The organism is Micromonospora craniellae, assembly GCF_014764405.1.
Classification (GTDB): Bacteria; Actinomycetota; Actinomycetes; order Mycobacteriales; family Micromonosporaceae; genus Micromonospora; species Micromonospora craniellae.
In genome coordinates this window covers 5,676,393-5,699,292 of record NZ_CP061725.1, presented here as the reverse complement: position 1 = coordinate 5,699,292, position 22,900 = coordinate 5,676,393, and the positions used below count along the sequence as shown (strand labels likewise).

Annotated in this window: 19 protein-coding genes and 1 pseudogene; 7 read left to right on the top strand and 13 right to left on the bottom strand. The window is 70.1% G+C overall.

The window, feature by feature from the left end; translation table 11 throughout:
• Nucleotides 1-3: 3 nt before the first annotated feature.
• Nucleotides 4-2,076, top strand: a complete 2,073-nt coding sequence (locus ID554_RS25900) for a beta-galactosidase (RefSeq protein ID WP_223884252.1) — start codon at nt 4-6, stop codon at nt 2,074-2,076.
• A gap of 120 nt (nt 2,077-2,196) precedes the next feature.
• Here ID554_RS25900 and ID554_RS25895 read toward each other — a convergent pair whose 3' ends face one another.
• From ID554_RS25895 to ID554_RS25855, 9 genes are all read right to left on the bottom strand, one after another.
• Nucleotides 2,197-3,624 (bottom strand): RICIN domain-containing protein, encoded by a 1,428-nt coding sequence (locus tag ID554_RS25895; protein WP_117228177.1) that lies wholly within the window; start codon nt 3,622-3,624, stop codon nt 2,197-2,199.
• 158 nt (nt 3,625-3,782) lie between these two features.
• Entirely contained in the window at nt 3,783-4,883 is a 1,101-nt protein-coding gene (locus tag ID554_RS25890; RefSeq protein WP_117228178.1) for a substrate-binding domain-containing protein, read from the bottom strand.
• A 45-nt stretch (nt 4,884-4,928) separates the two neighbouring features.
• A complete protein-coding gene (gene iolB / locus ID554_RS25885; RefSeq protein ID WP_117228179.1) occupies nt 4,929-5,753 on the bottom strand; it encodes a 5-deoxy-glucuronate isomerase in 825 nt (274 codons plus the stop codon).
• 35 nt (nt 5,754-5,788) lie between these two features.
• Nucleotides 5,789-6,973: a glycoside hydrolase family 88 protein gene (locus ID554_RS25880; protein ID WP_117228180.1), complete on the bottom strand. Its 1,185-nt coding sequence runs from the start codon at nt 6,971-6,973 to the stop codon at nt 5,789-5,791.
• Nucleotides 6,974-7,050: 77 nt separating this feature from the next.
• Entirely contained in the window at nt 7,051-7,713 is a 663-nt protein-coding gene (locus tag ID554_RS25875; protein WP_117228181.1) for a ferredoxin-NADPH reductase, read from the bottom strand.
• A 3-nt stretch (nt 7,714-7,716) separates the two neighbouring features.
• Nucleotides 7,717-8,616: a carbohydrate ABC transporter permease gene (locus ID554_RS25870; protein ID WP_158573728.1), complete on the bottom strand. Its 900-nt coding sequence runs from the start codon at nt 8,614-8,616 to the stop codon at nt 7,717-7,719.
• Nucleotides 8,613-9,524 (bottom strand): carbohydrate ABC transporter permease, encoded by a 912-nt coding sequence (locus ID554_RS25865; RefSeq protein ID WP_117228183.1) that lies wholly within the window; start codon nt 9,522-9,524, stop codon nt 8,613-8,615. The genes ID554_RS25870 and ID554_RS25865 overlap by 4 nt, the downstream gene beginning before the upstream one ends.
• An 88-nt stretch (nt 9,525-9,612) precedes the next feature.
• Nucleotides 9,613-10,914, bottom strand: a complete 1,302-nt coding sequence (locus ID554_RS25860) for an ABC transporter substrate-binding protein (RefSeq protein WP_117228184.1) — start codon at nt 10,912-10,914, stop codon at nt 9,613-9,615.
• The gene (locus ID554_RS25855) at nt 10,911-12,956 is read right to left on the bottom strand and encodes a DUF2264 domain-containing protein (protein WP_199489186.1); all 2,046 of its coding nucleotides are present in this window, start codon (nt 12,954-12,956) and stop codon (nt 10,911-10,913) included. The genes ID554_RS25860 and ID554_RS25855 overlap by 4 nt, the downstream gene beginning before the upstream one ends.
• Nucleotides 12,957-13,231: 275 nt before the next feature.
• Here ID554_RS25855 and ID554_RS25850 point away from each other — a divergent pair, with 275 nt between their 5' ends.
• The 4 genes from ID554_RS25850 (at nt 13,232) to ID554_RS25835 (ending at nt 19,436) form a co-directional block, all read left to right on the top strand.
• Nucleotides 13,232-15,193 carry a heparinase II/III domain-containing protein gene (locus tag ID554_RS25850; RefSeq protein WP_117228185.1) on the top strand — a complete coding sequence of 654 codons (1,962 nt, stop codon included), beginning with the start codon at nt 13,232-13,234 and terminating at the stop codon, nt 15,191-15,193.
• Nucleotides 15,177-16,325 carry a substrate-binding domain-containing protein gene (locus ID554_RS25845; protein WP_117228186.1) on the top strand — a complete coding sequence of 383 codons (1,149 nt, stop codon included), beginning with the start codon at nt 15,177-15,179 and terminating at the stop codon, nt 16,323-16,325. Before ID554_RS25850 ends, ID554_RS25845 begins: the two co-directional genes overlap by 17 nt.
• Before the next feature lie 2 nt (nt 16,326-16,327).
• Nucleotides 16,328-17,725 (top strand): family 43 glycosylhydrolase, encoded by a 1,398-nt coding sequence (locus ID554_RS25840; RefSeq protein ID WP_117228187.1) that lies wholly within the window; start codon nt 16,328-16,330, stop codon nt 17,723-17,725.
• Nucleotides 17,726-17,921: 196 nt separating this feature from the next.
• The gene (locus tag ID554_RS25835; RefSeq protein WP_117228188.1) at nt 17,922-19,436 is read left to right on the top strand and encodes an RICIN domain-containing protein; all 1,515 of its coding nucleotides are present in this window, start codon (nt 17,922-17,924) and stop codon (nt 19,434-19,436) included.
• 201 nt (nt 19,437-19,637) lie between these two features.
• Here the strand turns inward: ID554_RS25835 and ID554_RS25830 are convergent, their stop codons facing one another.
• Nucleotides 19,638-20,216, bottom strand: a complete 579-nt coding sequence (locus tag ID554_RS25830) for a dihydrofolate reductase family protein (RefSeq protein ID WP_117228189.1) — start codon at nt 20,214-20,216, stop codon at nt 19,638-19,640.
• A 112-nt stretch (nt 20,217-20,328) separates the two neighbouring features.
• On the opposite strand from ID554_RS25830, the gene ID554_RS25825 reads away from it, so the two are divergent.
• Nucleotides 20,329-20,823, top strand: coding sequence for a winged helix-turn-helix transcriptional regulator (locus tag ID554_RS25825; RefSeq protein ID WP_117228190.1), 495 nt, complete (start codon nt 20,329-20,331; stop codon nt 20,821-20,823).
• 198 nt (nt 20,824-21,021) lie between these two features.
• On the opposite strand, the gene ID554_RS25820 is transcribed toward ID554_RS25825, so the two are convergent.
• From ID554_RS25820 to ID554_RS33255, 3 genes and pseudogenes are all read right to left on the bottom strand, one after another.
• Nucleotides 21,022-21,231 (bottom strand): hypothetical protein, encoded by a 210-nt coding sequence (locus ID554_RS25820; RefSeq protein ID WP_117228191.1) that lies wholly within the window; start codon nt 21,229-21,231, stop codon nt 21,022-21,024.
• 127 nt (nt 21,232-21,358) lie between these two features.
• Nucleotides 21,359-21,856, bottom strand: a complete 498-nt coding sequence (locus ID554_RS25815; protein WP_117228192.1) for a S8 family serine peptidase — start codon at nt 21,854-21,856, stop codon at nt 21,359-21,361.
• A gap of 17 nt (nt 21,857-21,873) precedes the next feature.
• Nucleotides 21,874-22,392 (bottom strand): annotated as a pseudogene (locus tag ID554_RS33255) (hypothetical protein); the annotation flags it as partial.
• 130 nt (nt 22,393-22,522) lie between these two features.
• Here ID554_RS33255 and ID554_RS25805 point away from each other — a divergent pair.
• A complete protein-coding gene (locus ID554_RS25805) occupies nt 22,523-22,888 on the top strand; it encodes an RNA polymerase sigma factor (protein WP_147333452.1) in 366 nt (121 codons plus the stop codon).
• Nucleotides 22,889-22,900 lie beyond the last annotated feature (12 nt).

Below are 22,900 nucleotides of genomic sequence, written 5' to 3'. Positions count from 1 at the left end.
GTCGTGGCAGCACAGCGCGATCACCGATGGCTACGCTGGCCGTCGGAGCCGGACCGGGCCCGGCTGGGGTTCGGCGCCGACTACAACCCGGAGCAGTGGCCGCGCGACATGTGGCGCGAGGACGCGCGGGCGATGCGGACCGCCGGGGTGAACATCGTCTCGCTGGCGATCTTCTCCTGGGCACGGCTCCAACCCGACGAGGACGTGTGGGACTTCGCCTGGCTCGACGAGGTGGTGGACCTGATGCACGAGTACGACATCGCGGTGGATCTGGCCACGGCGACCGCGTCCCCACCGCCCTGGCTCACCACCGCGCATCCGGAGATCCTGCCGGTCGACCGTGAGGGCCACCGACTCTGGCCCGGCGGCCGGCAGCACTGGCGACCCACCTCGCCCCTCTTCCGGCGTCACGCGCTGCGGCTGACGCGCGAACTCGCACAGCGCTACGGCCGGCATCCCGCGCTGGTCGCGTGGCACGTCTCCAACGAATTGGGGTGCCACAACGTCCACGACTACTCCGACGACGCCGCGTCCGCCTTCCGCACCTGGCTGCGTGCCCGCTACGGCACGATGGAGGCGCTCAACCAGGCGTGGGCCACCGCGTTCTGGTCACAGCACTACAGCGACTGGGAACAGATCCTGCCGCCCCGGCTGGCCCCCACGTACCCGAATCCGACCCAGCAACTGGACTTCCGACGCTTCTCCTCCGACGCCCTCAAGGACCACCTGCGCGCCGAACGCGACCTGCTGGTCGAGCTGACCCCGCACATCCCGGTGACCACCAACTTCATGGTGACCGGGGAGAGCAACGGGTTGAACTACGCCGACTGGGCCGGGGAGGTCGACTTCGTCGCCAACGACCACTACGTCACCCCCGGCCCCCAGGCGTACGACGAGCTGTCGTTCTCCGCCAACCTCACCGCCAACCTGGCCGGTGGGCGACCCTGGTTCCTGATGGAGCACTCCACCAGCGCCGTCAACTGGCAACCGGTGAACCTTCCCAAACGGCCCGGTCAGCTGATCCGCGACTCGCTGACCCACGTCGCCCACGGCGCGGACGCCGTCTGCTTCTTCCAGTGGCGGCAGTCGGCAGCCGGTGCCGAGAAGTACCACTCCGCCATGGTTCCGCACGCCGGTGAGGACAGCGACGTGTTCCGTGCCGTCACCGACCTCGGCGCCACCCTGCGTGCCCTGGCGTCGGTGGCCGGCACGACGCGAAGCCGCGCCCGGGCCGCCATCGTCTTCGACTGGGAATCCTGGTGGGCCGCCGAACTCGACTCCGGCCCCGCCGACCGCCTCCGTTACCGCCAGGAGGCGCTGGACTGGTACACCGCCTTCCTCGACCTCGGCCTCCGCGTCGACGTCGTGCCCCTGGATGCTCCGCTGGAACACTACGACCTGCTCATCGCCCCCATCCTGCATGTCGTCCCGGGTGTCCTGGCCGACCGGCTCCGTGCCTACGTCGAGGCCGGCGGGCACCTGGCCACCACCTACTTCTCCGGCATCGTGGACGAACACAACCACGTCTGGCTCGGCGGCTACCCCGGCGCCCTCCGAGACGTGCTCGGCATCCGGGTCCAGGAGTTCGCCCCGCTCACCGACGACCAGAGCGTCGGGCTCGACAACGGCGCCACCGGCACCCTGTGGACCGACCGGATCGACCTCACCGGCACCGACACCGAGATCCTGGCTCGCTACACGACCGGGGACCTGGCCGGGCGCCCGGCCGTCACCCGGCGGGCCGTGGGCGACGGCTCGGCCGCCTACGTCTCGACCCGACTCGGGCCGACGGGCCTGTCGACGGTCCTGGCCGTACTGGCCGAGCGGGCCGGCGTGCACAGTGAACTACCCGACGGTCTGCGCGGTCACGTGGAGCTGACGGTGCGCGGGCGCCACCGGTTCCTGATCAGCCGGGCGCAGCGGCCCGTCGACACCCTCGCGCCGGACCTTCCGCCCGGACCACGCGTGGCCGACGGGAAGGATGCCGAGGGATCACCCCTCGGCACCCTTCTGCTGCGCACGAGCGGCGTGACGATCGTGCGCGTCCCGGCGGACGACCCCGGGCCGGAGCGCTGACACCGGGGGCGTACCGGCGGAGCCCGGAGTCCGGTCCACAGACCCGCTACACCCGTGGGGCCGTGCCGTGTCGGCATCCGGAGCAGCCGACGGCGCTCAGCCGGGCGCTGACCGCCGCGGTCACACCGCCGTACGGGACCATTGCTGGTTGGCGCCACTGCCGCAGGTGTACTGCTGGATGTCGGCGCCGTCGCCGGTGCCGGCGTTGACGACGTCGAGGCACTTGCCACTGTGACGGGCGCGGAGCTGGTGGTAGCCGCCGATCGCGGCCCACTGCCACTGCTGGTTGGTGCCCGTGCCACAGGTGTACTGGATGATGTTGGCGCCGTCGGCGGTGGAGCCGGAGGCGACGTCGAGGCATTTGCCGCTGTTCTGGTTGACCAGGCGGAAGTAGCCACCACCGGCGTCCTGGAACTCCCAGCGCTGGTTCCCACCACCGTTCCAGCCGTACTGCTTGACCTCGGCGTTGTCGGCCGTCGAGTTGCTCACCACGTCCATCACCCGGCCGCTGTTCCGGTTCGTCACCCGGTGGTACGTCGGGGAGTTCGCGGTGACCGTGCCGGTGGCCGTGTCGACGGTGATCGACGGCGCCCAGCTCAGACTCATGCTGGTGCTGGACGGGAAGGTGATCGGCAGCCAGACGTACTGCGAGTCGTTGACCGGGCCGCCCGAGGCGCCGGCCCACCGGTCGCCCATGTAGAGGTAGCTGGTCGTGGTGGTGCCCTGGATCGGCAGCACGAACGCCGGTTGGGAGCGGAACGTGGTGGAGTCGCCCACGTTCGTCCAGCCGGTCCACGGGCCGGAAATGCTCGACGCGGTCGCGTACCTGGCCTGGTTCGGGCTCCAGCCGGTCGCGCCCGAGGTCAGCATGAAGTAGGTGCTCCCCCGCTTGAACAGGGCGGGCGCCTCGCGGTGGGCGTCGTTCCAGAAGTTGCCGACGAGGCCGGCCACGGTGAGGTAGTCCGAGCTGAGCCGGTAGATGTGCAGGTCGTAGTTCTCGTCGGCGGCCGAGATCATGTAGGCGGTGCCGCCGTCGTTGTAGAGCGTGATGTCCCGCGACATGTGTCCGAGCGGGCGGAAGCTGCCGTGGTAGGTGTAGGTGCCGTCGACGGTGGCCGACGAGGCCACGGCGGCGCGCGCCTCGCTGTAGTTGGTCCCGTTCTCCTTGTGCATCCACATGACGTAGCGCCCGGTGCCGGCGTTGTAGATGACCTTCGGCCGTTCGATGTTGGCGGACTGCAACTCGGCGGCCGAGGACTGGGTCAGGACGTCGTTGCGGAACTCCCAGTTCCGCAGATCGGTCGAGCGGTAGACCGACACGGCGCGGAACGTGTTGTTCGGGTGGCGGTTCTCGCCGAACCAGTAGTAGTAGGCACCGACCTTGAGGACGCCGCCGCCGTGGGCGTGCACGGCGTTGCCGCTGGTGTCGGTGAACTGGGTGCCGTTGGTGATGGTGACCGCTGCCGCGTGGGCGGGTGGGCCCACGATCGTTCCGGCTGCCACGGCGAGCGCCGTCGCGAGCGACAGGAGTCGTCTGCTCGATCTCATTACGTATACCCCCTTCTGCAAGGGCCGGCGTGACGGCGCCCGGTCCAGCGACGGTTAACACGTGGGCAACCTCTTGGTAATCGACGCGGACCGCGCATGCCACAGTTCGCACCGACTCATTCACGAACGCGCATAAACGAACGTCGGTCGGACCGGTCCTACCGGATGGGCGTCCACGGCCGCGACGAATCGCGTACGACGAGTTCGGGGGTGAGAAGCACCCGGTACGCCGGACGGCGTTCGCCGTCGAGCAGGCGCGAGACCATCAGCTCCACCGCGAGCCGACCGACGTGGCTCTTCGGTGGCCGGATCGCCGTGAGTGCCGGGTCGGCAAGGTGGGCGACCTCGTCGTCGTAGGAGACGATCGCCAGATCGTCGGGGATCGCGAGGCCGTGTTCGGCGCAGACCTGCGCGATCGCTATCGCCTGCGAGTCACTGTGGATGATCAGGGCCGTGATTCCGGCGTGCCGGCACCGCCGCACGAGGCGCCCGATGACGTCCCGGTCGCCGGCCGTGCCGAGGGTCACCCACTCCCGCAGCACGAGGAGTTCGGACACGGTGGGATCGGCCGGCGCCGCCTGCCAGGCCCGTGACAGGTGGGCCGAGGTCGGACTGCCGTGGGCCACGACCAGGCCCACCCGGCGGTGGCCCTGTTGCCGGAGGTGGTGGAGGGCGATCTCCAGACCCAGCGCGTGGTCGCTGCGCACCCATTCGATCTGCCGGGTGGCGGGCGTCCACCGCCGTGGCTGGCGCTCGACGAGGACGGTGGGCAGTTGCAGGTGTCCGATCCAGTCGAGCATGTCCTCCGCGCGGTCGTCCTCAAGGCTGGGGGCGAGGAGCAGGCCCTGGACCTGTTGACCGGCGATCAGCAGGCTGATCTGGCGCCGGTCCTCGTCCGGGTCGTAGCTGGAGCCGCGCAGGTGGATGGTGACGCCGAGGGCAGCGGCAGCGGCGCGGGCCCCGCCCACGATCGAGGGCCAGTAGAAGTCCAGGGACGGCACGACCATGCCGACGGTGAACCGCACGGGAGCGCGCCGCGGCTGCCGGTCCGGGCCACCACCGCGCATCGGCAGGGTCGCTCCGCCGTGCACCCTGGACAGCAGACCGCGTTGGGCCAGGGCACTGATGTCGCGGCGGATCGTCACTTCGCTGACGCCGAACTCGTGGGCGAGATCGCGCACCCGTACGGCGCCGTTGCCGCGAAGCGCGGCGAGCAGTCGCTCCTGCCGCTGCGTACCGAACAGTCGCCCGGCCATCATGCCCGCCTTCCTGACACCGCCGGACGGTCGCCGGCAGCGGTCGGGCTACAGGCCCACGCTGCGCAGGGTGGGCACGGTCTCGCCGACCCAGGCGAGACCGGTGTCCTCCCGGGCACCCTGGGTGCGGTGGGTACCGGCGAGGAACCACAGGTAGTAGGTGGTGTAGCCGGGTGCGCTGACCACGGTGTGGTAGCCCTCCGGCATCATCTGCATCCCGTGCTCGCGGACGGTGAAGTTCTCCTCGTACCCGTCGTCGGTGTACACCCGGGAGATGCCGAACCCGTCGGACGGGTTCACCCGGAAGTAGTACATCTCCTCGTGGGCGGCCTCCGACGGCAGGTCGTCGACCGTGTGTCGGTGCGGCGGATAGGTGCTCCAGTTACCCGAGGGCGTGTAGGTCTCGCCCACGATGAGACGGCCGGCCGGCAGGTCCGGCTGGGCGATCTCGGTGAGGATCTGGTGATAGGTCCGGCCGAAGTTGGCCGCACCCCAGCGGCCGCGCGCGACCCGGGCGGGTTCGATGACGTACGGGTCGACGGCGAGGTCACTCGGCGCGCTCGGCAGGGCGATCTCCACCGCGCTGTCCGCCACGACGACGATGTCGGCGCCGGCGGGGACGAAGACGGAGTGGGGCTTGCCGGAGAACACATCGGCACGCCCGCCGACCTGCGCGAAGTGGTGTCCGGCGACGGTGAAGCTCGCCGTGCCGCCGAGGACGACGGCGAGCATCTCCCGATCGCCGGACGTACCGGTCCAGGTCTGGCCCGCCGCCAGTCTGAGCAGCGTGAAGTCCAGCAGGCGGCACGGGTTGACGGGCAACGTGTTGAGGCCGGTCCCGGCCGGGAGGTTGCAGTGGTAGCGGTAGTCCATCGGGTGCCCTTCTGTCGAGGTGGGGTGTGCGGCGGCTACCAGGGGCTGGTCCAGCCCGGGTCGGTCACCCGGACGAGAGCTTCGAGATAGAAGTAGTCACCCCACAGGTTGCCCTCGTCGACGCCGATGCCTTTCGGCTTGTCGTACACGCCGTGCAGGATCAACGCGTTCGAGTCCGGATGCCGGCTGGCGGCGTAGTGGTCGATGAGTGAGCGGAGGATCCGGCCGGCGGCCGCGCGGTAGTGGTCGGCGCGCATGGTGTCCGTGAGGTTGTCCGCCAGTTCGATCAGGCCGCAGACGGCGATGGCCGCCGCGGAGCTGTCGCGCTCCTGGCCGTTGCCGGTGGTGAACTCCAGGTCCCAGTACGGCACCTGGTCGTCGGGCAGCCGGGTCAGGAAGTGGTCGGCGCAGGTCTGCCCGGCCGCGAGCAGCGTCGGGTCCCCGGTGTGGCGGTGGTTGAGGCTGAACCCGTAGATGCCCCAGGCCTGTCCGCGTGCCCAGCAGGAGTCGTCGGTCCGGCCCTGTTCGGTCTCGCCCCGCAGCGGCGCGCCGGTGTCCGGGTCCCAGTAGAAGGTGTGGAAGGTCGTGCCGTCGGGACGCAGGAGGTGCCGGCGTAGTCGGCTGCTGTGCCGGTGGGCGGCGGCCGCGTACCTTCCGTCGCCGGTCGTGTGACTGGCCCAGTACAGCAGCGGCGTGTTCATCAGGCTGTCGATGATGGTGCGGCCACGCTGACGGGGATCCCGCAGGTCGCCCCAGGCCTGGATGATCCCGGCGGGTTCCAGCACGCGTGTCATCAGATGGTCGGCGGCCGCGAGAGCGGCCTGTCTGGCCGACGCGTCACCGACGCGTCGCGCCGGTAGGACGCAGGCGAGAGTGTAGAGAAAACCCAGGTCATGGGTGTCCAGATCGATCCGGTTCGCGACCCTGGCGGCGAAGCTGCGTACGTGCGTCAGGCCGGCACACCGGTAGCGTTCCTCGCCGGTCAGGTCGTACGCCAGCCACAACATCCCGGGCCAGAAGCTCGTGGTCCAGCCCACGTTGCCGCCCTGCGGTTGCCCGCCGGCCGGGGCGCGCAGCGGGTAGCGGTTGCCGGTGGTGGTGTCCGCCGGATACCGGTCGCCGAAGGTGTCGAGGTTCGCGTCCAGCGTGCGCAGCGCGGCGGACGTGGCGGCGGAGATCGTGGCGGCGTCAGGACTGGGACGGGCACCGATAGCCATCATGTGGGTTGTCCTCCCTGGTGTCTGGGGGCGGACCGTCAGCGACCGACCTGGTTGTCGAGCGGTGGTGACGGGCGACGTCAGGTGGTGCGCGTCGGCGGGTCGAGTGCGGCGCGGAGGCAGTGGCGGCTGTTCGCCCAGACCACGTACAGCAGCGGCGCGGCGGCCAGGCCCAGGGCGAGCGCGGGACGGAGCGTGACGAGCTGCGCCAGCAGGGCGAGGACCAGCAGCGACGCGACAGTGAGGTACCAGCGGCGCACCGCGAGGTAGAGGCAGGCCCGCGCCACCCGGTGCAGCCGCGCGGCGGGCTGTTCCGCGATGACCACCAGACCGAGCAGTGTGGTGGCGACGGTGAGGACGGTCAGCATGGCCAGGATCGGCAGCGTGAGCGCTCCGATCCGGTGTCCCCAGAGGGCGTACGCGTCCACGCCGAGGACGACCAGGACGACGGTGGCCGCGGCGCCCCAGAGCATCGCCGGTCGGGCGGTGCTCCGCCAGGCACGGCCGAAGGTGCGCAGCGGGCCGTCGGTGTGACCGGCCGTGTAGGCGGACATCACCGCGAAGATCCCGCAGAGTCCCGGGGCGCACAGCGGCGCGGTCAGCGCGTACAGCGGCCAGGCCCGGGTGCTGTCGGTGGTGAGGGCGAGCAGCACCAGCGGCAGGCCGCCGGCGACCAGCAGCATGTTGGTGACCAGTGCGGTGTACACCCCGTCGAAGATGGCCTGGATGGTGTGGTGCCGCATCGGTCAGCCCTTCAGCCCGGTGGTGGCGATGCCTTCGACGAAATGCCGTTGCCCGAGCAGGAAGATGACCGCCACGGGCAGGACGGACAGCACGGAGCCGGTCATGATCAGCGCGTACTCGGCGTTGTACTGCGAGATGAACGTGCGCAGCCCCAGTTGGATGGTGCGCAGCTCGGGGCTGCGGAGGTAGATCAAGGGACCGAGGTAGTCGTTCCAGGTGGTGACGAACGTGAGCAGCGTGAGGCTCGCCAGCGCCGGCCGGGACAGCGGCAGCATGATCCGCCGGTAGATGCCGAACTCGGAGAGGCCGTCCACGCGTGCCGACTCGCTGAGTTCCTCGGGGATCGTCTCGTAGAACTGTTTCATCAGGAACACCCCGAACGCGCCGAACGCCTGGAGTGCGACGATCGCCCACAGGGTGTTTGACAGGTGCAGCTTCGACATGAGGATGAACTGCGGGATCATGTACGACTGCCACGGCACGGCGATGGTCCCGATGTAGGCCAGGAACAGCAGGTTGCGGCCGGGGAAGCGGATCCGGGCGAAGCCGTAGGCGGCGAAGCTGCCGGTCAGCACCTGCAGCAGGGTGACGAGAACCGACAGCAGGAGGGTGTTCCTCAGCCACGTCGTCATGTCCGACCGCTGCCAGATGTCGACGTAGTTGCGCCAGACCAGCGTGTCCGGGACCCACTTGATCGGGACCGTGAACACGTCGCTGTTGGTCTTCAGCGACGACATCACCATCCAGTAGAACGGCAGCAGCAGCGCGACCACGGCGAGGACGAGAGCCACGTATCCTGCCGCCCGCCACCCTCGGGAGGCGACCCGGCGACCGGGTGCCGGGGTGGCCGGGCCGTCCATAGTGGCGGGTGCGGCAGGGGTGGTGAGGCCGATCGTGGTCATCGGTTCTCCCTGCGGTTGTTGATCCAGAACTGCACGGCCGTGACCCCGAAACAGATCGCGAACAGGACGATGGAGACCGCCGAGGCGTAACCGAACTGGTTCTCGACGAAGCCCTTCTGGTAGATGTACTGCGACAGCACGAGGGTGGACTGGCCCGGGCCACCCTCGGTCATCACGAGGATGAGGTCGAAGACCTTGAAGCTGCCGATGGTCAGCATCACGACGACGAAGAACGTGGTGGGTCTGAGTCCCGGGATCGTGACGTGCCGGAAGCGTTGCCATGCGGTCGCGCCGTCGATCTTGGCGGCCTCGTACAACTGGGTGGGGATGGTCTGCAGGCCGGCCAGGAACAACAGCATGTAGTAGCCCATCTCCCGCCAGGTCCCGACGATGACGACCGCCGGCATCGACCAGTCCGCCGACGTGGTCCAGCCGGGCGGACTGTGCACTCCTACGGCCCGCAGGAACGCGTTGACCGGCCCGTACTCCGGGCTGAACAGCTGGTTCCACACCACGGCGATCGCCACGATGGACGTGATGTAGGGGAAGAACGCGGCGGTCCGGAAGAACCCCACGCCGCGTATCCGGCGGTTGAGCAGCAGCGCCAGACCGAGGGCCGCGGCCATGGTCAGGGGGATGTGCAGCACCGTGTAGTAGAGGGTGTTGCGCAGCGCGGTCCAGAAGCTCGCGTCCCCCCACATCCGGCGGAAGTTCGCCAGGCCGGTCCACTCGGCCACGCCGAACACGTTCCAGTTGGTGAAGGCCAGGTAGAACAGCGCCATCACCGGCGCCAGGGTGAGCAGGGCGAAGCCGACGAAGTTCGGCAGGATGAACGACCACCCCGCGATGGTGTTGCGCCAGACCAGCCGGCTGCGTCCGGGACGCGGCCGGGTCAGCGTTGCTGCCATGGACTCTCCCGGCGGAGGCGTTGGTCGGGTCAGGTGGCGGGTCCGGCGCCCGGCTCGCCTCGTGCGCCGGACCCGCGGGCGGAGGAGGTCACTGGGTGAGGACCTCGCTCCTGGCGCGGGCCTGCGCCTCGGTGATGGCCTCGTCGAGGCTCTTGCTGTCGGACATGACCGCCGAGTGCAGGTCGGCGAGCACGTTCTGGATGCCGGTCGTGTGCCTGGAGACGGGGTTCTCCGGGCGGATCTCGTGGGTGCCGTACGCGAACTTCGACAGGGCGTCGTCGGGCACTCCGTCGAGGGCGAACAGCGTCTCGGTGATCGGGGCGGTGGCCCGGGCGGGAGTGATGCCGATGCCCGCGAGCGCCTTGCCGGCGTCCTCACCGGCGACGTATGCGAGGAACGCCTGGGCTGCGGGGACCTTCGATTTGCTGATCTTCGGGTTGATTCCCATGCCGGTCGGGTCGCCGAAGGTGACCGGGGTGGCGGAGGTGCCGGTGGTGGACCTGTCGTGCTGCGGTGCCGGGGCGATGCCCCACTCGAACGTGTCGGCGTCGCCGCTCGTGCGCTGGTTCAGCAACGTGGCCACGTACCAGGTGCCCATGAGCAGCATCGCCGACTGTTGTTTGCCGAACTGCGCCTGGTAGGTGAGCTTGTTGGTGTTCGCGGTGCCGAACGTCGGCTGCGCCCCGGCGGCCTGCAGGTCGAGCGACCGTTGGTAGTACGGCTTGAGATAGGCGTAGTCGCCGGAGAGCAGATCGGCGCCGGGCGTCTGGGCGAGCGCGAAGCCCTGCGCGGTCGACTGCCAGACGTGTTGGTACGCGCCGGTCGCGGTGGATCCGGCGGCCTTGAGCCCGGCGGTGAGGCGCTTCGCCATGGCGGCGTAGTCGTCCCAGGTCCAGTCTCCGGTCGGGTGGGGCACCTTCGCCGTGTCGAACAGGTCCTTGTTGTAGTACAGCACCCACGAGTCCTGCCGGTACGGCACCGCGTAGGTCTTGCCGTCGACCTGGTAGGGCGCCAGTGCGGGAAGCGCGCCGAGAACGGACCCGGCGTCGGACACGTCAAGCAGCTGCCCGCCGCTCTGGTAGGTGTAGAAGTTCTTCAGGTTCTTCAACACGTACACGTCCGGCGCCGTTCCGGCGGCCAGGTCGGCGATCATCTGGGTGTCGTAGTTCGCGGCGTCGTACTCCTTGAGTTCGACCGTCACGTTGGGGTGTGTCGCCCTGAACCCGTCGGCGAGTGTCTTGAACTCCGGTGTGGAGGACAGGCTCCAGCCGGCGAGGGTGATCGTGACCGGGGCGTTCGGATCGACCGGCTCGTCCTCGCCGCCGCAACCGGCGAGAAGGAGCGTCAGCGCCATCGCGGTGCAGACGGCACCTGGTATCGCGCGTGTCATACCTTCTCCTTCTGATCAGGGGCCCGGGTAGTGGGCCCACGCTGACGCCGGGCCGGCTGGCCGGTCGGCCCGGTCGGGTCCGTGTCGAGGCGGATCGTGCTGGTGAGTCCGTCCGGCCAGTCGACCGTCACGGACGCACCGTCGGCGTCGAGTACGGCCCGGCATGCCTGCCGATCCGCGCGCCCGTCCGTGCCGGTCAGTTCGACGAGGCACGCGTTCCAGGTGCCGGGCCTGGCCGGGTACGCGAGCCACGGCACCGTCAGCGAGCCGCCCAGCGGGCCGCCGTCCGGGATCGAGGTGGTGCCGGGGGAACCGGCGCCGAGGACGCTCTCCAGACGGCTGGTCAGGCCGGCCGCGGTCACGTCGACCACACCGCCACGGACGGTGCGGGCCACGCCGTCGGGCACCGCCCAGCCGCCGACGACCAGGTGCAGGCCGGCCGCGTCGATCCCCTCGGCGATCTCCTCGATCTGGGCCAGGCGCAGTTCCCAGGGTCCACGGACCAGCGAACGGACGGTGAGGTGACCGACCGGCCACGAACGGCCGGCGCGTCCGCTGCCGTGGTCGCGCTGGTCGGGGTCCGGGTCGAGCCAACGGGCGAGGGTACGCGACGCCGCGAGACCGATGCCGTCGTCGCCGACCCGCAGTGCCAGCAGGCGCATGCCGGCGCGGTGGGTGGCCCGACCGGCAGCGTCGACCAGGGTGACGGACTGGTCGAGCGGATTCCGCCAGCCCTGCTCGTCGAGCACCGGGGTAGTCGCTGTCGAGTAGCCGAGGCGGGTGTAGAGGGGTGAGTCCCCGACGACGGCATCCTCGGTCGCGTGGTCGGTGCCGTGGTTGACCACCCGCACGATGCCGTCGGAGCGGGTGGCCGAGATCAGCCAGCCCGGAGCGCGGACGGCCCGCACGGTGTCGCGTTCCTCGACCGGCAGCGGCTCCTCCGGGGCCCGCCACACCGGATGATCGTCGGGCAGCGCGATGCCGAGCAGTCCCTTGCCGGCCCAGTAGGGGGATCCGGGCCCGGAGTAGTCCTGGGCGAGGCGCGGCCACGGGTGATGCCAGCCGAGGGTGAGCAGGTCGTTCGCGTCGGGCGCGCCGCGGGTGACGAAGTGGCGTACGGTCTGCGTGGCGGCCCGGCGCAGTTGCCCGAGGCTGACCGACGGTACGCCGGCGACGGCGCCGATCCAGAACGGCGCCGCGGCGGCGAACCGGTAGATCAGGCTCCGGCCCTGGACGAGCGGTGATCCGTCGGCGCCCACGAGGGCGACCGCGTCACGCAGGTAGCGGTCGAGGTTCGCCCGGTCCCGGTCCCGGCGGTCCGCGGCGAGGTCGCCGGCACCGGCCATCCTCGCCCACAGGGTCGGATAGAGGTGCAGCGCCCACCCGACGTAGTGGTCGTAGGCGCGCTCCGGGCCGTCGGACATCCAGCCGTCGGGGCGCACGAAGCTGTCGTGGGTCGCGAGGTCCTCGGTCATCTCGTCCAGCGAGTGCGGGCCGCCCGCCGAACGCAGGAACGTCTGGACGAGGAGGCGGAACCAGACCCAGTTGATCCTCGGATACGTGTCGTCGCCGACCGCCGGTGCGAGGTACTGCACCACGCGTTCCTGCACGGCGGTGGGCAGCCGGTCCCAGAGCCACGGCCGGGTCAGGTCGAGGATCAGGGCCAGCGAGGCGGCCTCCACTTTCGCCTGGGGGTGCTCGTCGAGCCGGATCCACCGCTCGGGCGAGGTCGGGTCGGTGCCGGTGGCGAGGCCGGCCGCGTACCGGTCGACGAGTTCGTCGACGCCCTGTCCCCGCGCGCCGGCGATCCGGAAGCCGGCCAGCAGGAAGGTTCGGGCGAACCCTTCGAGCCCGTCGACGGTCCGCCCGTACCCGCCGGTCGGGCCGGGAAAGGTGATGAGGGCGTGCCCCGGTGAGGCGTACGGCGCAGCGGCGGTGAGCAGCCGATCGGCGAGGGCCAGCCAGTCGTTGCGGTTCCATGTCCCGGCGGCGTGCGGGACCGTCGTGGCGGAACCCAGGTCGCTCGGCGTGCCGGACATCATCGGCGGTCCTGTCGCATCGATCCGCCTCAGGGAGGCGGGCAACGGAAGACGTGACCGGCTGTGTGTCGCACAGGCAACAGCCGGGTTTCCGAAGTAAAGCGCTCGCATAGGAACATGTCAATGCCATCTGCACGCTCAGACGAACATGTTCGATCAAGAACGCGCGCCGGAGAATCCCGCTTCCGATGAAAAGCCCACCATCGCTCTCGATCAATCTCACTGGGGCCTGATACGGTCGCTACCGTTCATGCACGCTCTGCGTCCATCGAGGAGCCATGACCGCCGTCGACCGCTTCACCGGTCCGCTCGCCGCAGCCTGGCCGGGTATCGGGCCTGCGCTGCTCGAGCAGGTGCTCGCACCCCCCGAGAGATCGCTGCCCGTGCCCCCGGCCCAGGAGCGAGCCGTCTGGACCGAGTCGCGGTTGGACGTGCCGACGGTGCGGTATCTGCGCACCCGTGCCGCGGCAGATCTCGGCCGGCCCTGGCCCTCGCTGCCCGCTCGCCACTACGCCAGATACTTTCGGGACGGCGACCGCGACACCTACGAGCAGCTGGTATTCGCCCGACAGCAACGGCTGAGCAGGGCCAGCGTCCTGGCCGCCGTGACGCTGGCCCCGGACTGGCTCGACGAGGTGGTCGACGGGGTCGTGTCGCTGTGCGAGCAGAGTTCCTGGTGCTGGCCGGCCCACGACGACACCCACACCCGCCACGGCGCGGTGCTGCCGACCGTCACCGACCCGGTCCTCGATCTCGGCGCGGGCGAGGTCGCCGCGCAGCTCGCCTGGATCGACCATCTGCTCGGCGGGCCACTCGACCAGCACGCACCGGGCCTGCGCGCGCGCATCCGGTACGAGGTCGACCGGCGCGTGCTGACCCCGTTCACCGAGCGCCGCGACTGGCACTGGCTCGGCCTCGACGGAGACGTGCACAACTGGAGCGCGTGGATCCACGCCAACGTGCTCGTCGCCGCGCTGCGCCTGCTCGACGATCCACCGCGTCGAGCCGCGATCGTCGACCTGGTCATCGACGGCCTCGACCGGTACGTGGCGTCCCTGCCGGTCGACGGTGCCGTCGACGAGGGCTACGGGTACTGGTGGCAGGGAGCGTGCCGAGCGCTGGAGGCGCTCGACGTCCTCGCCCACGCCAGCGGCGGAAAGCTCGACGGCGTACCGGGCGAGGCCCTCCGGAACACCGTCGCCTTTCCCCACCGTATGCACCTCGGCGGCGGCTGGTATCTCAACCACGCGGACGGCATGGCCCGGCCGCCGGACGTCCCACCCTGGCACGCCCTGTACCGAGCCGCACAGCGCGTCGGCGACCGCGAGGCGTCGGCACACGCCGCCGCTCATCGCGACCGCGCCGCGCCGGTGGCCGACGAGCGCCAGGGCCTCGGCCGGCTGCTACGGGCGTTGAGCCACCAGGAGTGGATCGACGTCGCCCCCGCCGCACCGCCGCTGCCACGCGACGTGTGGCTCCCCTCCGTCCAGGTGCTGCTGGCACGCACCGCACAGGGCAGCCCGGCCGGTCTGACGCTGGCGATCAAGGGCGGGCACAACGGTGAACACCACAACCACAACGACGTCGGCGGCATCGTGGTCGCCCTCAACGGCGTACCCGTGCTCGTCGACGCCGGCCGCCCCACCTACACCGCACAGACCTTCGGGCCTGACCGCTACGACATCTGGACGATGCAGAGCACGTGGCACAACGTCCCGCACATCCGGGGCACCGCCCAGGCCGCCGGCCACGCCTACCGCGCCCGCGACGTCACGGCCGTCACCGATCCGGTCAGAAGCGAGCTGTCCCTGGACATCGCCGCCGCGTACCCCCGCGCGGACGCACGTCGCTGGAGGCGCAGCGCACGGCTGGAGCGCGACAGCGGGCGGGTCGTGGTCACCGACGCCTGGGACCTCGCCCCGGCCGACGACTCCGCGCCAACCCACGTCCACCTGCTCGTCTCCGGGGACGTACGCCTCGATGTGGGCCGTGCGGTGATCACCGCACGGCAGGGTGCCGGCCTGCTCACGCTGACCTGGCACCCTGCGTCCGCCCCGGGCACCGCGACGGTGCGCCCCCTCGACGATCCCCTGCTCGTCGGCGTGTGGGGACCGGCCCTCACCCGCCTGGAGATCGACGTCGGCGCGACCACGCAGACCGGCACGTTCGTCCTCACCATCGAGGAGTCCCCCACCCGCGACGTGTCCTGCCCGGAGGTGCCCGATGCCCAGCAGAGGTGAGGCCGTCAGCCGGGGGCCGCTGCAGGCCGCCCGCCGCCAGCACCTGCTGGAGGCCCTGGAACGGGACGGATGGATGCGCATCTCCGACCTGTCCCGGCGGCTGGGCGCCGCCCCGGTCACCATTCGTCGGGACCTCGCCCAACTGGCCGCCGAGGGCCTGGTGCAGCGGGTCCACGGCGGCGTGGCACTGATCGAGCCGGGCGATCCGCCGACACCCGACGAGGAACCGGCCGCCGGGCTTGCCCCCCTCAGCGGACGGACCCTCGGCATGCTCGTGCCGTCCCTCGACTACTACTGGCCCGACGTCGCGCGCGGCGCCGAGGAGGCCGCCCGCGAACTCGACATGCGGGTGATCCTGCGGGGGTCCTCCTACGACACCGAGGACGACAGACCACAGTTGACCCGGATCGTCGATCGGATGGGCGTCGACGCACTGATCGTCGTCCCCCGGATGGACACCCCCTCCGCCGGACGCACCGTCGACTGGCTCGCCCACCTCGGCATCCCGGTCGTGCTGCTGGAGCGGACCGCCACCGTCGGCGCGCACCACGCCGTCATGGAGTCGGTGGTGACCGACCACGCACTGGGCGCGGCCATGGCGGTACGTCACCTCACCTCCCTCGGGCATCGCCGGGTCGGCCTCGTCGTCGACGCCAACAGCCCCACCCGACCCCACGTCCGCCGCGGCTGGCTCGACGCGGCAGCCGGATGCGACATCGCGCCCGACGACACCGTGGAAGCCGTGCTACCCGGCATCCGCTCACCCGACCGCGACGCCCTTCTCGACCAGGTCCTCGACCGCTGCCGGGCCTCCGCGACCACCGCGCTCCTGGTGCACGCCGACGCGGAGGCCATCGCGCTGGTGCAGCGGTGCGAGGAACGGCACATCGCCGTACCCGGTGACCTGTCCATCGTGGCCTACGACGACGAGGTCGTCGGCCTCTTCAGCCCCCCGCTGACGGCGGTCCGCCCGCCGCGACGGTCCATCGGTCGCGCCGCGGTACGCCTCGTCGCCGAGCGACTGGCCGATCCCGGCCGTCCCACCCACCGGATCGTCATCAGTCCCTCGCTGCGAATCCGCGAGTCGACCTCCGCACCCCGTGTCCACCAGCGCTATTCCGAGGAGATGTGATCATGTCCATGCTCCGTCCCGGCCGAAGGCCGGTCGCCCGCGCGATGACCGTCGTCCTCGGCGCCTGCGTGGCGGCGGTCGTCGCGGCACCGCCCGCCCACGCGGCCGAGATCCCCACCGGCGCCCGATCGCTGCAGTCGGTGAACCTGGCCGGCTCCTATCTCCGGCACGTCGACTACCTCGGTGCCGTCACCACGGTCAGCTCCACCAGCTCCGCCCAGCTCAAGAGCGACGCGACCGTCACGGTGGCGCCCGGGCTCGCCGGTGGCGCGGGCTGCGTGTCGTTCCAGGCGGCGAACGGCATGTGGTTACGGCACCGCGACTACCGGATCCGGCTGGAGGCCAACGCCGGCACCACCACGTTCCTCGCCGACGCCACCTTCTGCGTCCGCGACGGATCGGCCGGCGGATCGGTACGTCTGGAGTCGATCAACTATCCCGGACGGTTCATCCGCCACCGCGACAACGAGCTGTGGCTCGACCCGCCCACCACCAACTCGACCACGTTCGCCGCGGACAGTTCCTTCCGAGTCACCACGCCATGGGTCGCCGGCCGCCGCACCCCGACCATCAAGGGCCTGTACGCCGACCCGAACATCGCCCACCTCAACGGTCGCTACTACCTCTACCCCACCACCGACGGCCACAACAGCTGGAGCGGCAGCCGGTTCGACGCGTTCTCCTCCACCGACCTGGTGAACTGGACCCACCACGGCAGCATCCTCGACCTCGGCCCACAGATCAGCTGGGCCGACGACCGGGCCTGGGCACCGACGATCGCCTACCGCAACAACCGCTACTACTTCTATTTCAGCGCCGCGACCAACATCGGCGTCGCGACCTCCAGCAGCCCGACCGGTCCGTTCAGCGACCCGCTCGGCCGCCCCCTGGTCCCCGCCGGCTTCCGCAGCGGCCAGATGATCGATCCGCACGTCTTCACCGACACCGACGGGCAGTCCTACCTCTACTGGGGCAACGGCGCGGCGTACGCCGTCCGGCTCAACGCCGACATGGTCTCCTTCGACCCCGGACAGGTCCGCACCTTCAGCCTGCCCAACTACCGCGAGGCCGCGTTCGTGTTCAGGCGCGACAACACCTACTACCTCACGTACTCGGTGGACGACACCCGCTCCGAGAACTACCACGTCGAGTACGCCACGGGCACGTCACCGTTCGGCCCCTGGACCCACCGAGGCACCATCCTGTCCAAGAACCTCACCCTCGGCATCAGAGGCCCCGGGCACCAGTCGGTGGTGCAGGCGCCGGGCAGCGACACCTGGTACATCGCCTACCACCGCTTCGCCATCCCGGCCGGCAACGGGACCAACCGCGAGGTCGTCATCGACCCACTGCGGTTCAACGCCGACGGCACCATCGCGCCCGTCATCCCCTCCCTCTGACCGGCCAGCCGGCCTACTGCCGGACAAGTCCGCAGGGCAGTGCCCGGTCGACGGTCGCGGGTGTTCGAGCCTGATCGTTCCTGAACGTGTCGCTTCGGAATCTGGCGTCCCGGTGTGCCTTTCCGTTACCGATGTAACCGAGGCGACATCAGCTCGATGTCGACCGGAGGCGCCACGTTCAGTGATTGGACACGTCATGACACGAATCACGTCGTCCGGTGGCTACGCACCAGGACCAGCCTGGAGCGCCCGGTCGTCGCGCTGGCTGCTGATCCTCCTGGTGACCGCGCTGGCAGCGGTGGGCAGCGTCGTCGTCACCTCGTCGTCGGCCACTGCCGCGACCCGCCAGTTCCGAGGCATGAACTGGGCGATGCTGGGAGACAACTTCAGCACCGGCCCGCTCGTCCTGCACGGCCTGAGCTCGTCCGACAGCAACGCGACCGTACGCGCCAAGGCCAACGCCCTCTACGACGACATGGCCGCCACCATGGGGGTCAACACCATCCGACTGCCGATCAACACCCACACCGTGGGGACGACGTGGTGGAACGCCTACCGGGGCGCCATCGACGCCGCCACCGCACGCGGATTCAAGGTCATCCTCGCTTACTGGGAGGACGGCGCCGCCTCCGGCGGCCGGATCACGAACCTCGCCGCATGGAACACGATGTGGTCCACGGTGACCAACACGTACGGCGCGAACACCAACGTGTACTTCGAGCCGATGAACGAGCCGCACGGGTACAGCTCGACAGAGTGGCGCAACGTCGCCGCCGACTGGCTCAGCTACCACTACTCGGCGGTACCCGGCCGGGTTCTCATCGGTGGCACCGGCTACAGCCAGGACCTGCGGGACGTCTGCAGCGACAGTCGCTTCAACGCCACCCTGCTCTCCTTCCACCACTACGCCTTCTTCTACAACGCGATGACCTACGACGCCTTCCGGAGCCACATCCAGACCCGCCTGGGCAACTGCGCCTCCCGCGCGGTCGCCACCGAGTTCGGCGCCCCCATGGACAACGGCCTCAACTACGGCGACGCGAACAGCACCGACAACTTCGTGCGCCACATCCGCGCGATGGCGCAGGTCATGCGGGACAACCAGATGGGCGGCACCTACTGGCCCGCCCTCGGCGGCAAGCCCGGCAACATCGGGTACGACTGGTACTCGATGTTCTCCCTCAGCGGCAGCGGCACCAACCTCAACCTGGCCGTCCGCAACACCTCCGGCGCAGACCGGATCCGGTACGGCTGGGGCGACACCATCGGCGGCGGCCCCACGACACCTCCGCCAGCGACGTACCGGATCGACGTCCGCCACAGTGGCAAGACCATGGACGTGCAGTCCCCCAACACCGACAACGGTGCGCGCGTCGGTCAGTACACCTACGGCGGCAATGCCTGGCAGCAGTGGCAGTTCCAGGACGCCGGCAGCGGCTACTGGCGCATCATCAGCCGGCACAGCGGGAAATGCCTCGACGTGGTGAGCGCTTCCACCGCCGACGGTGCCGAACTCGTCCAGTACACCTGTGGCACCGGCACCAACCAGCAGTTCCAGATGGTCGCCAACGGCAGCTACTTCCAGCTACGCGCACGGCACAGCAACAAGTGCGTCGACGTGCCGTCCGCATCGACCGCGAACGGTGTGATCCTCACGCAGTATCCGTGCCACACCGGCACCAACCAGCAGTGGTCGCGTACCGCCGTCTGAGCTGGAGCCCCCGATTGCCGAACAACCAACTGGTACGCGGCCCAGTCCCGCCACTCGCGCAGCAGCACAATGCTGACGGCAGCACCGCAAGGTCAGCGTCGTCGAGAAGGGCAGCCAACTCACGGACAGCCGTGGACGTGGGCCAGATGTCGTATTCGCCGACCATCATGCGACCCGCGTCTGCCACGGATCCAGGCCCGATCAGGCCAGGCCCGCTCTCGCCGCGCGGGACGGTCCGTTCACGCCGGGGCGGTAGCGCAGAGTGACGATCTCTTTGTGACGGCTGGCGTCGACGAGTGTGAGATGGGTGTGCTTGTCGGGGCCGCGGAAGCGTACGCCGTCGCCGAGCAGGATCGGGGCGATGTGCACGATGACCTCGTCCACCAAGCCGGCGGCCAGGCATTGGCGGGCGACGTCCGCGCCGATGACGAGCACATCCCGTCCTGCTGCGGCGATCCGGGCTTCATCGACGACAGGTCGGATGTCGCCGGCGCGGACTGCCACGCCCTGGAGCGGTTGCTCGGTGGGACGGTGGGTGAGCAGATACTGCGGGCCGGACCAGGCGCCGTCGAAGACTTCCCTGCCGTCTCGTTCTCCTGCCTCGTAACTGCGTCGTCCGGCGATCACGGCTCCGGTGCGCTCGACCACGGCGGCCGCTGTCGGCTCCTCCGGGTCGAAGTGATCGAAGACCCAGGCGACGTCGTCACCCGGGGCGGCGATGTAGCCGTCGAGCGAGACGGTCGCGTGCCACAACACTTCTCCTACCGGGCGATCTGACATGGGCTCTCCCTAGACACTCGACCATAAACCGATTGCGACATGCAATCGGTTTGAACACCCTAGGGGAACCAGGAGTAGCCTGCAAGCAGTTCCCGGAGCATCAGGAGGGTTCGTGGGTGAGCACCGCTCGGACTGCCCGATCAACCTGGCCCTGGAAGTGATCGGGGACACCTGGTCGCTGCTGGTGATCCGCGACATCATGTTCGGCGATCGTCGCCACTTCCGCGAACTGCTCACCCGATCCGAGGAAGGGATCGCATCGAACATCCTCACCGACCGGTTGCGCCGCCTCCTCGCCAACGATCTTCTGTCGCAAGCCCCGGACCCCCGACACAAACAACGACGCATCTACCACCTCACCGAGCGATCCATCCGACTCGTCCCGGTACTCGCGACGCTCGGAGCATGGGGACGACAGCACCTACCGGTAAGCCCCGAGCTGAGCATCCGAGCCCGGATACTCGACGAGGGCGGCCCGAACCTGTGGCACCAGTTCATGGACGAACTACGGGAGACGCATCTGGGTCAGCCCCGGCCAGCCGGCACCATCTCAGTCGCCGCCCACTTGGAGGCGGCCTACCAGGCGGAACTGGCGCGCAGAGCCTGACCCGTCCACAACCGTCGCCCGACGCCGCGCTGACCCTGGCGGTGGAGACCGGCGACCGGGCTGTTGCACCGGACCGGCCTCTGGGCGACCGCGGTCGACGTGGCGGTGATGGTTCTCGTCTCGCCGTACCGGGCGTGTCCCGTGCCGCCGCAGCGACACGGGACATGCCACCGGAAGCAGGTGGTGTCGCAGCCGAGGTCAGGGAGTGACCGACTGGATCCGGACCGGCACGGAGTCCACCCCGACCAGACCGGAGGAGTCGAACACCTCCAGCCACACCACCCAGGTGGTGACGGTGGTCCCGCTGTCCAACAGGCCCAGCGGGGCGGTGAAAGCGGAACAGTTCTTCGGCTGTACCACGTCGTCGATCGGGCCGCCGGTGGGGACGCCGCTGCCCTGGCAGAGCACTTCTTGACACCCCCGTCGCCGTACGCGGTCCACCGCAGGCGCATCCCGCTGATCGCCCCGTCCTCGGCGTCGGCGCCGGTACCGGCGAAGGCGACCGACCGGGGAGTGCCGTCGTCAGTGGTCAGCGTCAGGGCCTGCGCCGGTGCGGTGATCGTGGCCGCCGGAGCAGTCTTCCCGGCCGGTGCCGCCACGACTGCGAAGGCGCGGTGGGGTCCACCGTCTGCCCCACCCCGAACTGCTGACCGGTCTTCGGGGTGCTGATGGTCACCGTCGGCTTCCCGACCTGCACTCCCAGCGCCTCGGCGACCGCGCCCAGGGCGTCGATCCGGCGTTGGCTGCCGGTCACCTTGGCGCCCAGCCCACCGACGTGGGCGGTGTCGTTGAGGATGTCCCGGACCTCGGCGGCGGTGAGGGTGGGGTCGGCGGCCAGCACCAGGGCGGCGACCCCGCCCACGAACGGCGCGGCGACACTGGTGCCGCAGGCGTTCGAGCGGGTCGTGTTGTTCCCCGGCGTACCGGGGTCGGCGAGGCCCCTGACGCACATCGGACCGTAGATCTCCCCCGAGCGGGTGTGGTCGCTGGTGCCGTAGTTCGACCCGCCGGCCACCGCCGCGTTGTCCCGCATGCCCCCACACACATCACGTGGGTGCTCTCGCAGGGCACGTAGAGGGTGTCGCCGTCGATGTCCACACCGTTGTTCCCGGCGGCGGCGACGATCAACGCGCCGGTGTCCCGCACGTGCTTCATCCGCCGGTCGGTCCAGGTACGCGCATGGGACTTGCCGAGGTCGACGTCGCGGGTGAAGCTGAGGTTGACCACCTCCGGGTGGGTCGCCTCGGCTGCCTTCTCCAGCCGGCGCAGCACCGTCCAGTCGGCGGGGGACCCGCTCGGCCCCGCCACCACCCCGACCTCCCGGTCGGTTCCGAGCCGACCCACCGGGTCGATCGGCACCCGGGGCGCGGACAGTCCCGGGTCGACCCGGAAGGCCAGGGGCTGCGCCGGGGCGGTGCCGGAGGCCGTACCCGGGTCGCCGGGGGTGGGCGCGGCGACGGCGTCCAGCGGTGTGGACGTGACGAGCCCACCAGCGAATGCCGCCACCACGGCGGCGGCCAGCAGGCGGCGGACGGGTGCCCGCCGGTGGACGGAACGTGTCGGTGTCATCGGTGTCTCCTCGATGCCGGTGATGCGGTGACACCGGTGGGAGCAGCCGAGGGTCGGGATGCCAACAGAAAAACTCAGAAACTATTCCGCTTCGCTCTAATGGAGCCGTCGACGGGTGGTGGGAGCAGTGATGGATACGGCGGCTCAGGACGACAGGAGCCTGGTCGAGGCGGTACGCCGAGGTAACCCGGCCGGGCTGGAGGGCGTGTACCGGCGCTACGCCGACCGGCTCCGCCCCTGGCTGTACGCGATCGTGCGCAACGAGTGCCTGCGGCACCTTCGTGAGGGGGCCTGTTCCAGGCCGCTGGGCGAGACCGACGACCCGGTCGCCGACCTTCCCGACCCGGGGGCGGGTGTCAACGCCGACCAGGTGCGCGCCCTCGTCCACGCCGCCGCGGCGTCCCTCAGAGACCGTCGGGTAACCGGCTCGGGGCGTTGTGTGACGGCGAGACACGTCGATGCGGGACGCTCGACAAATAGGTCATCCCCGCCATGATCGGGTTGTGTG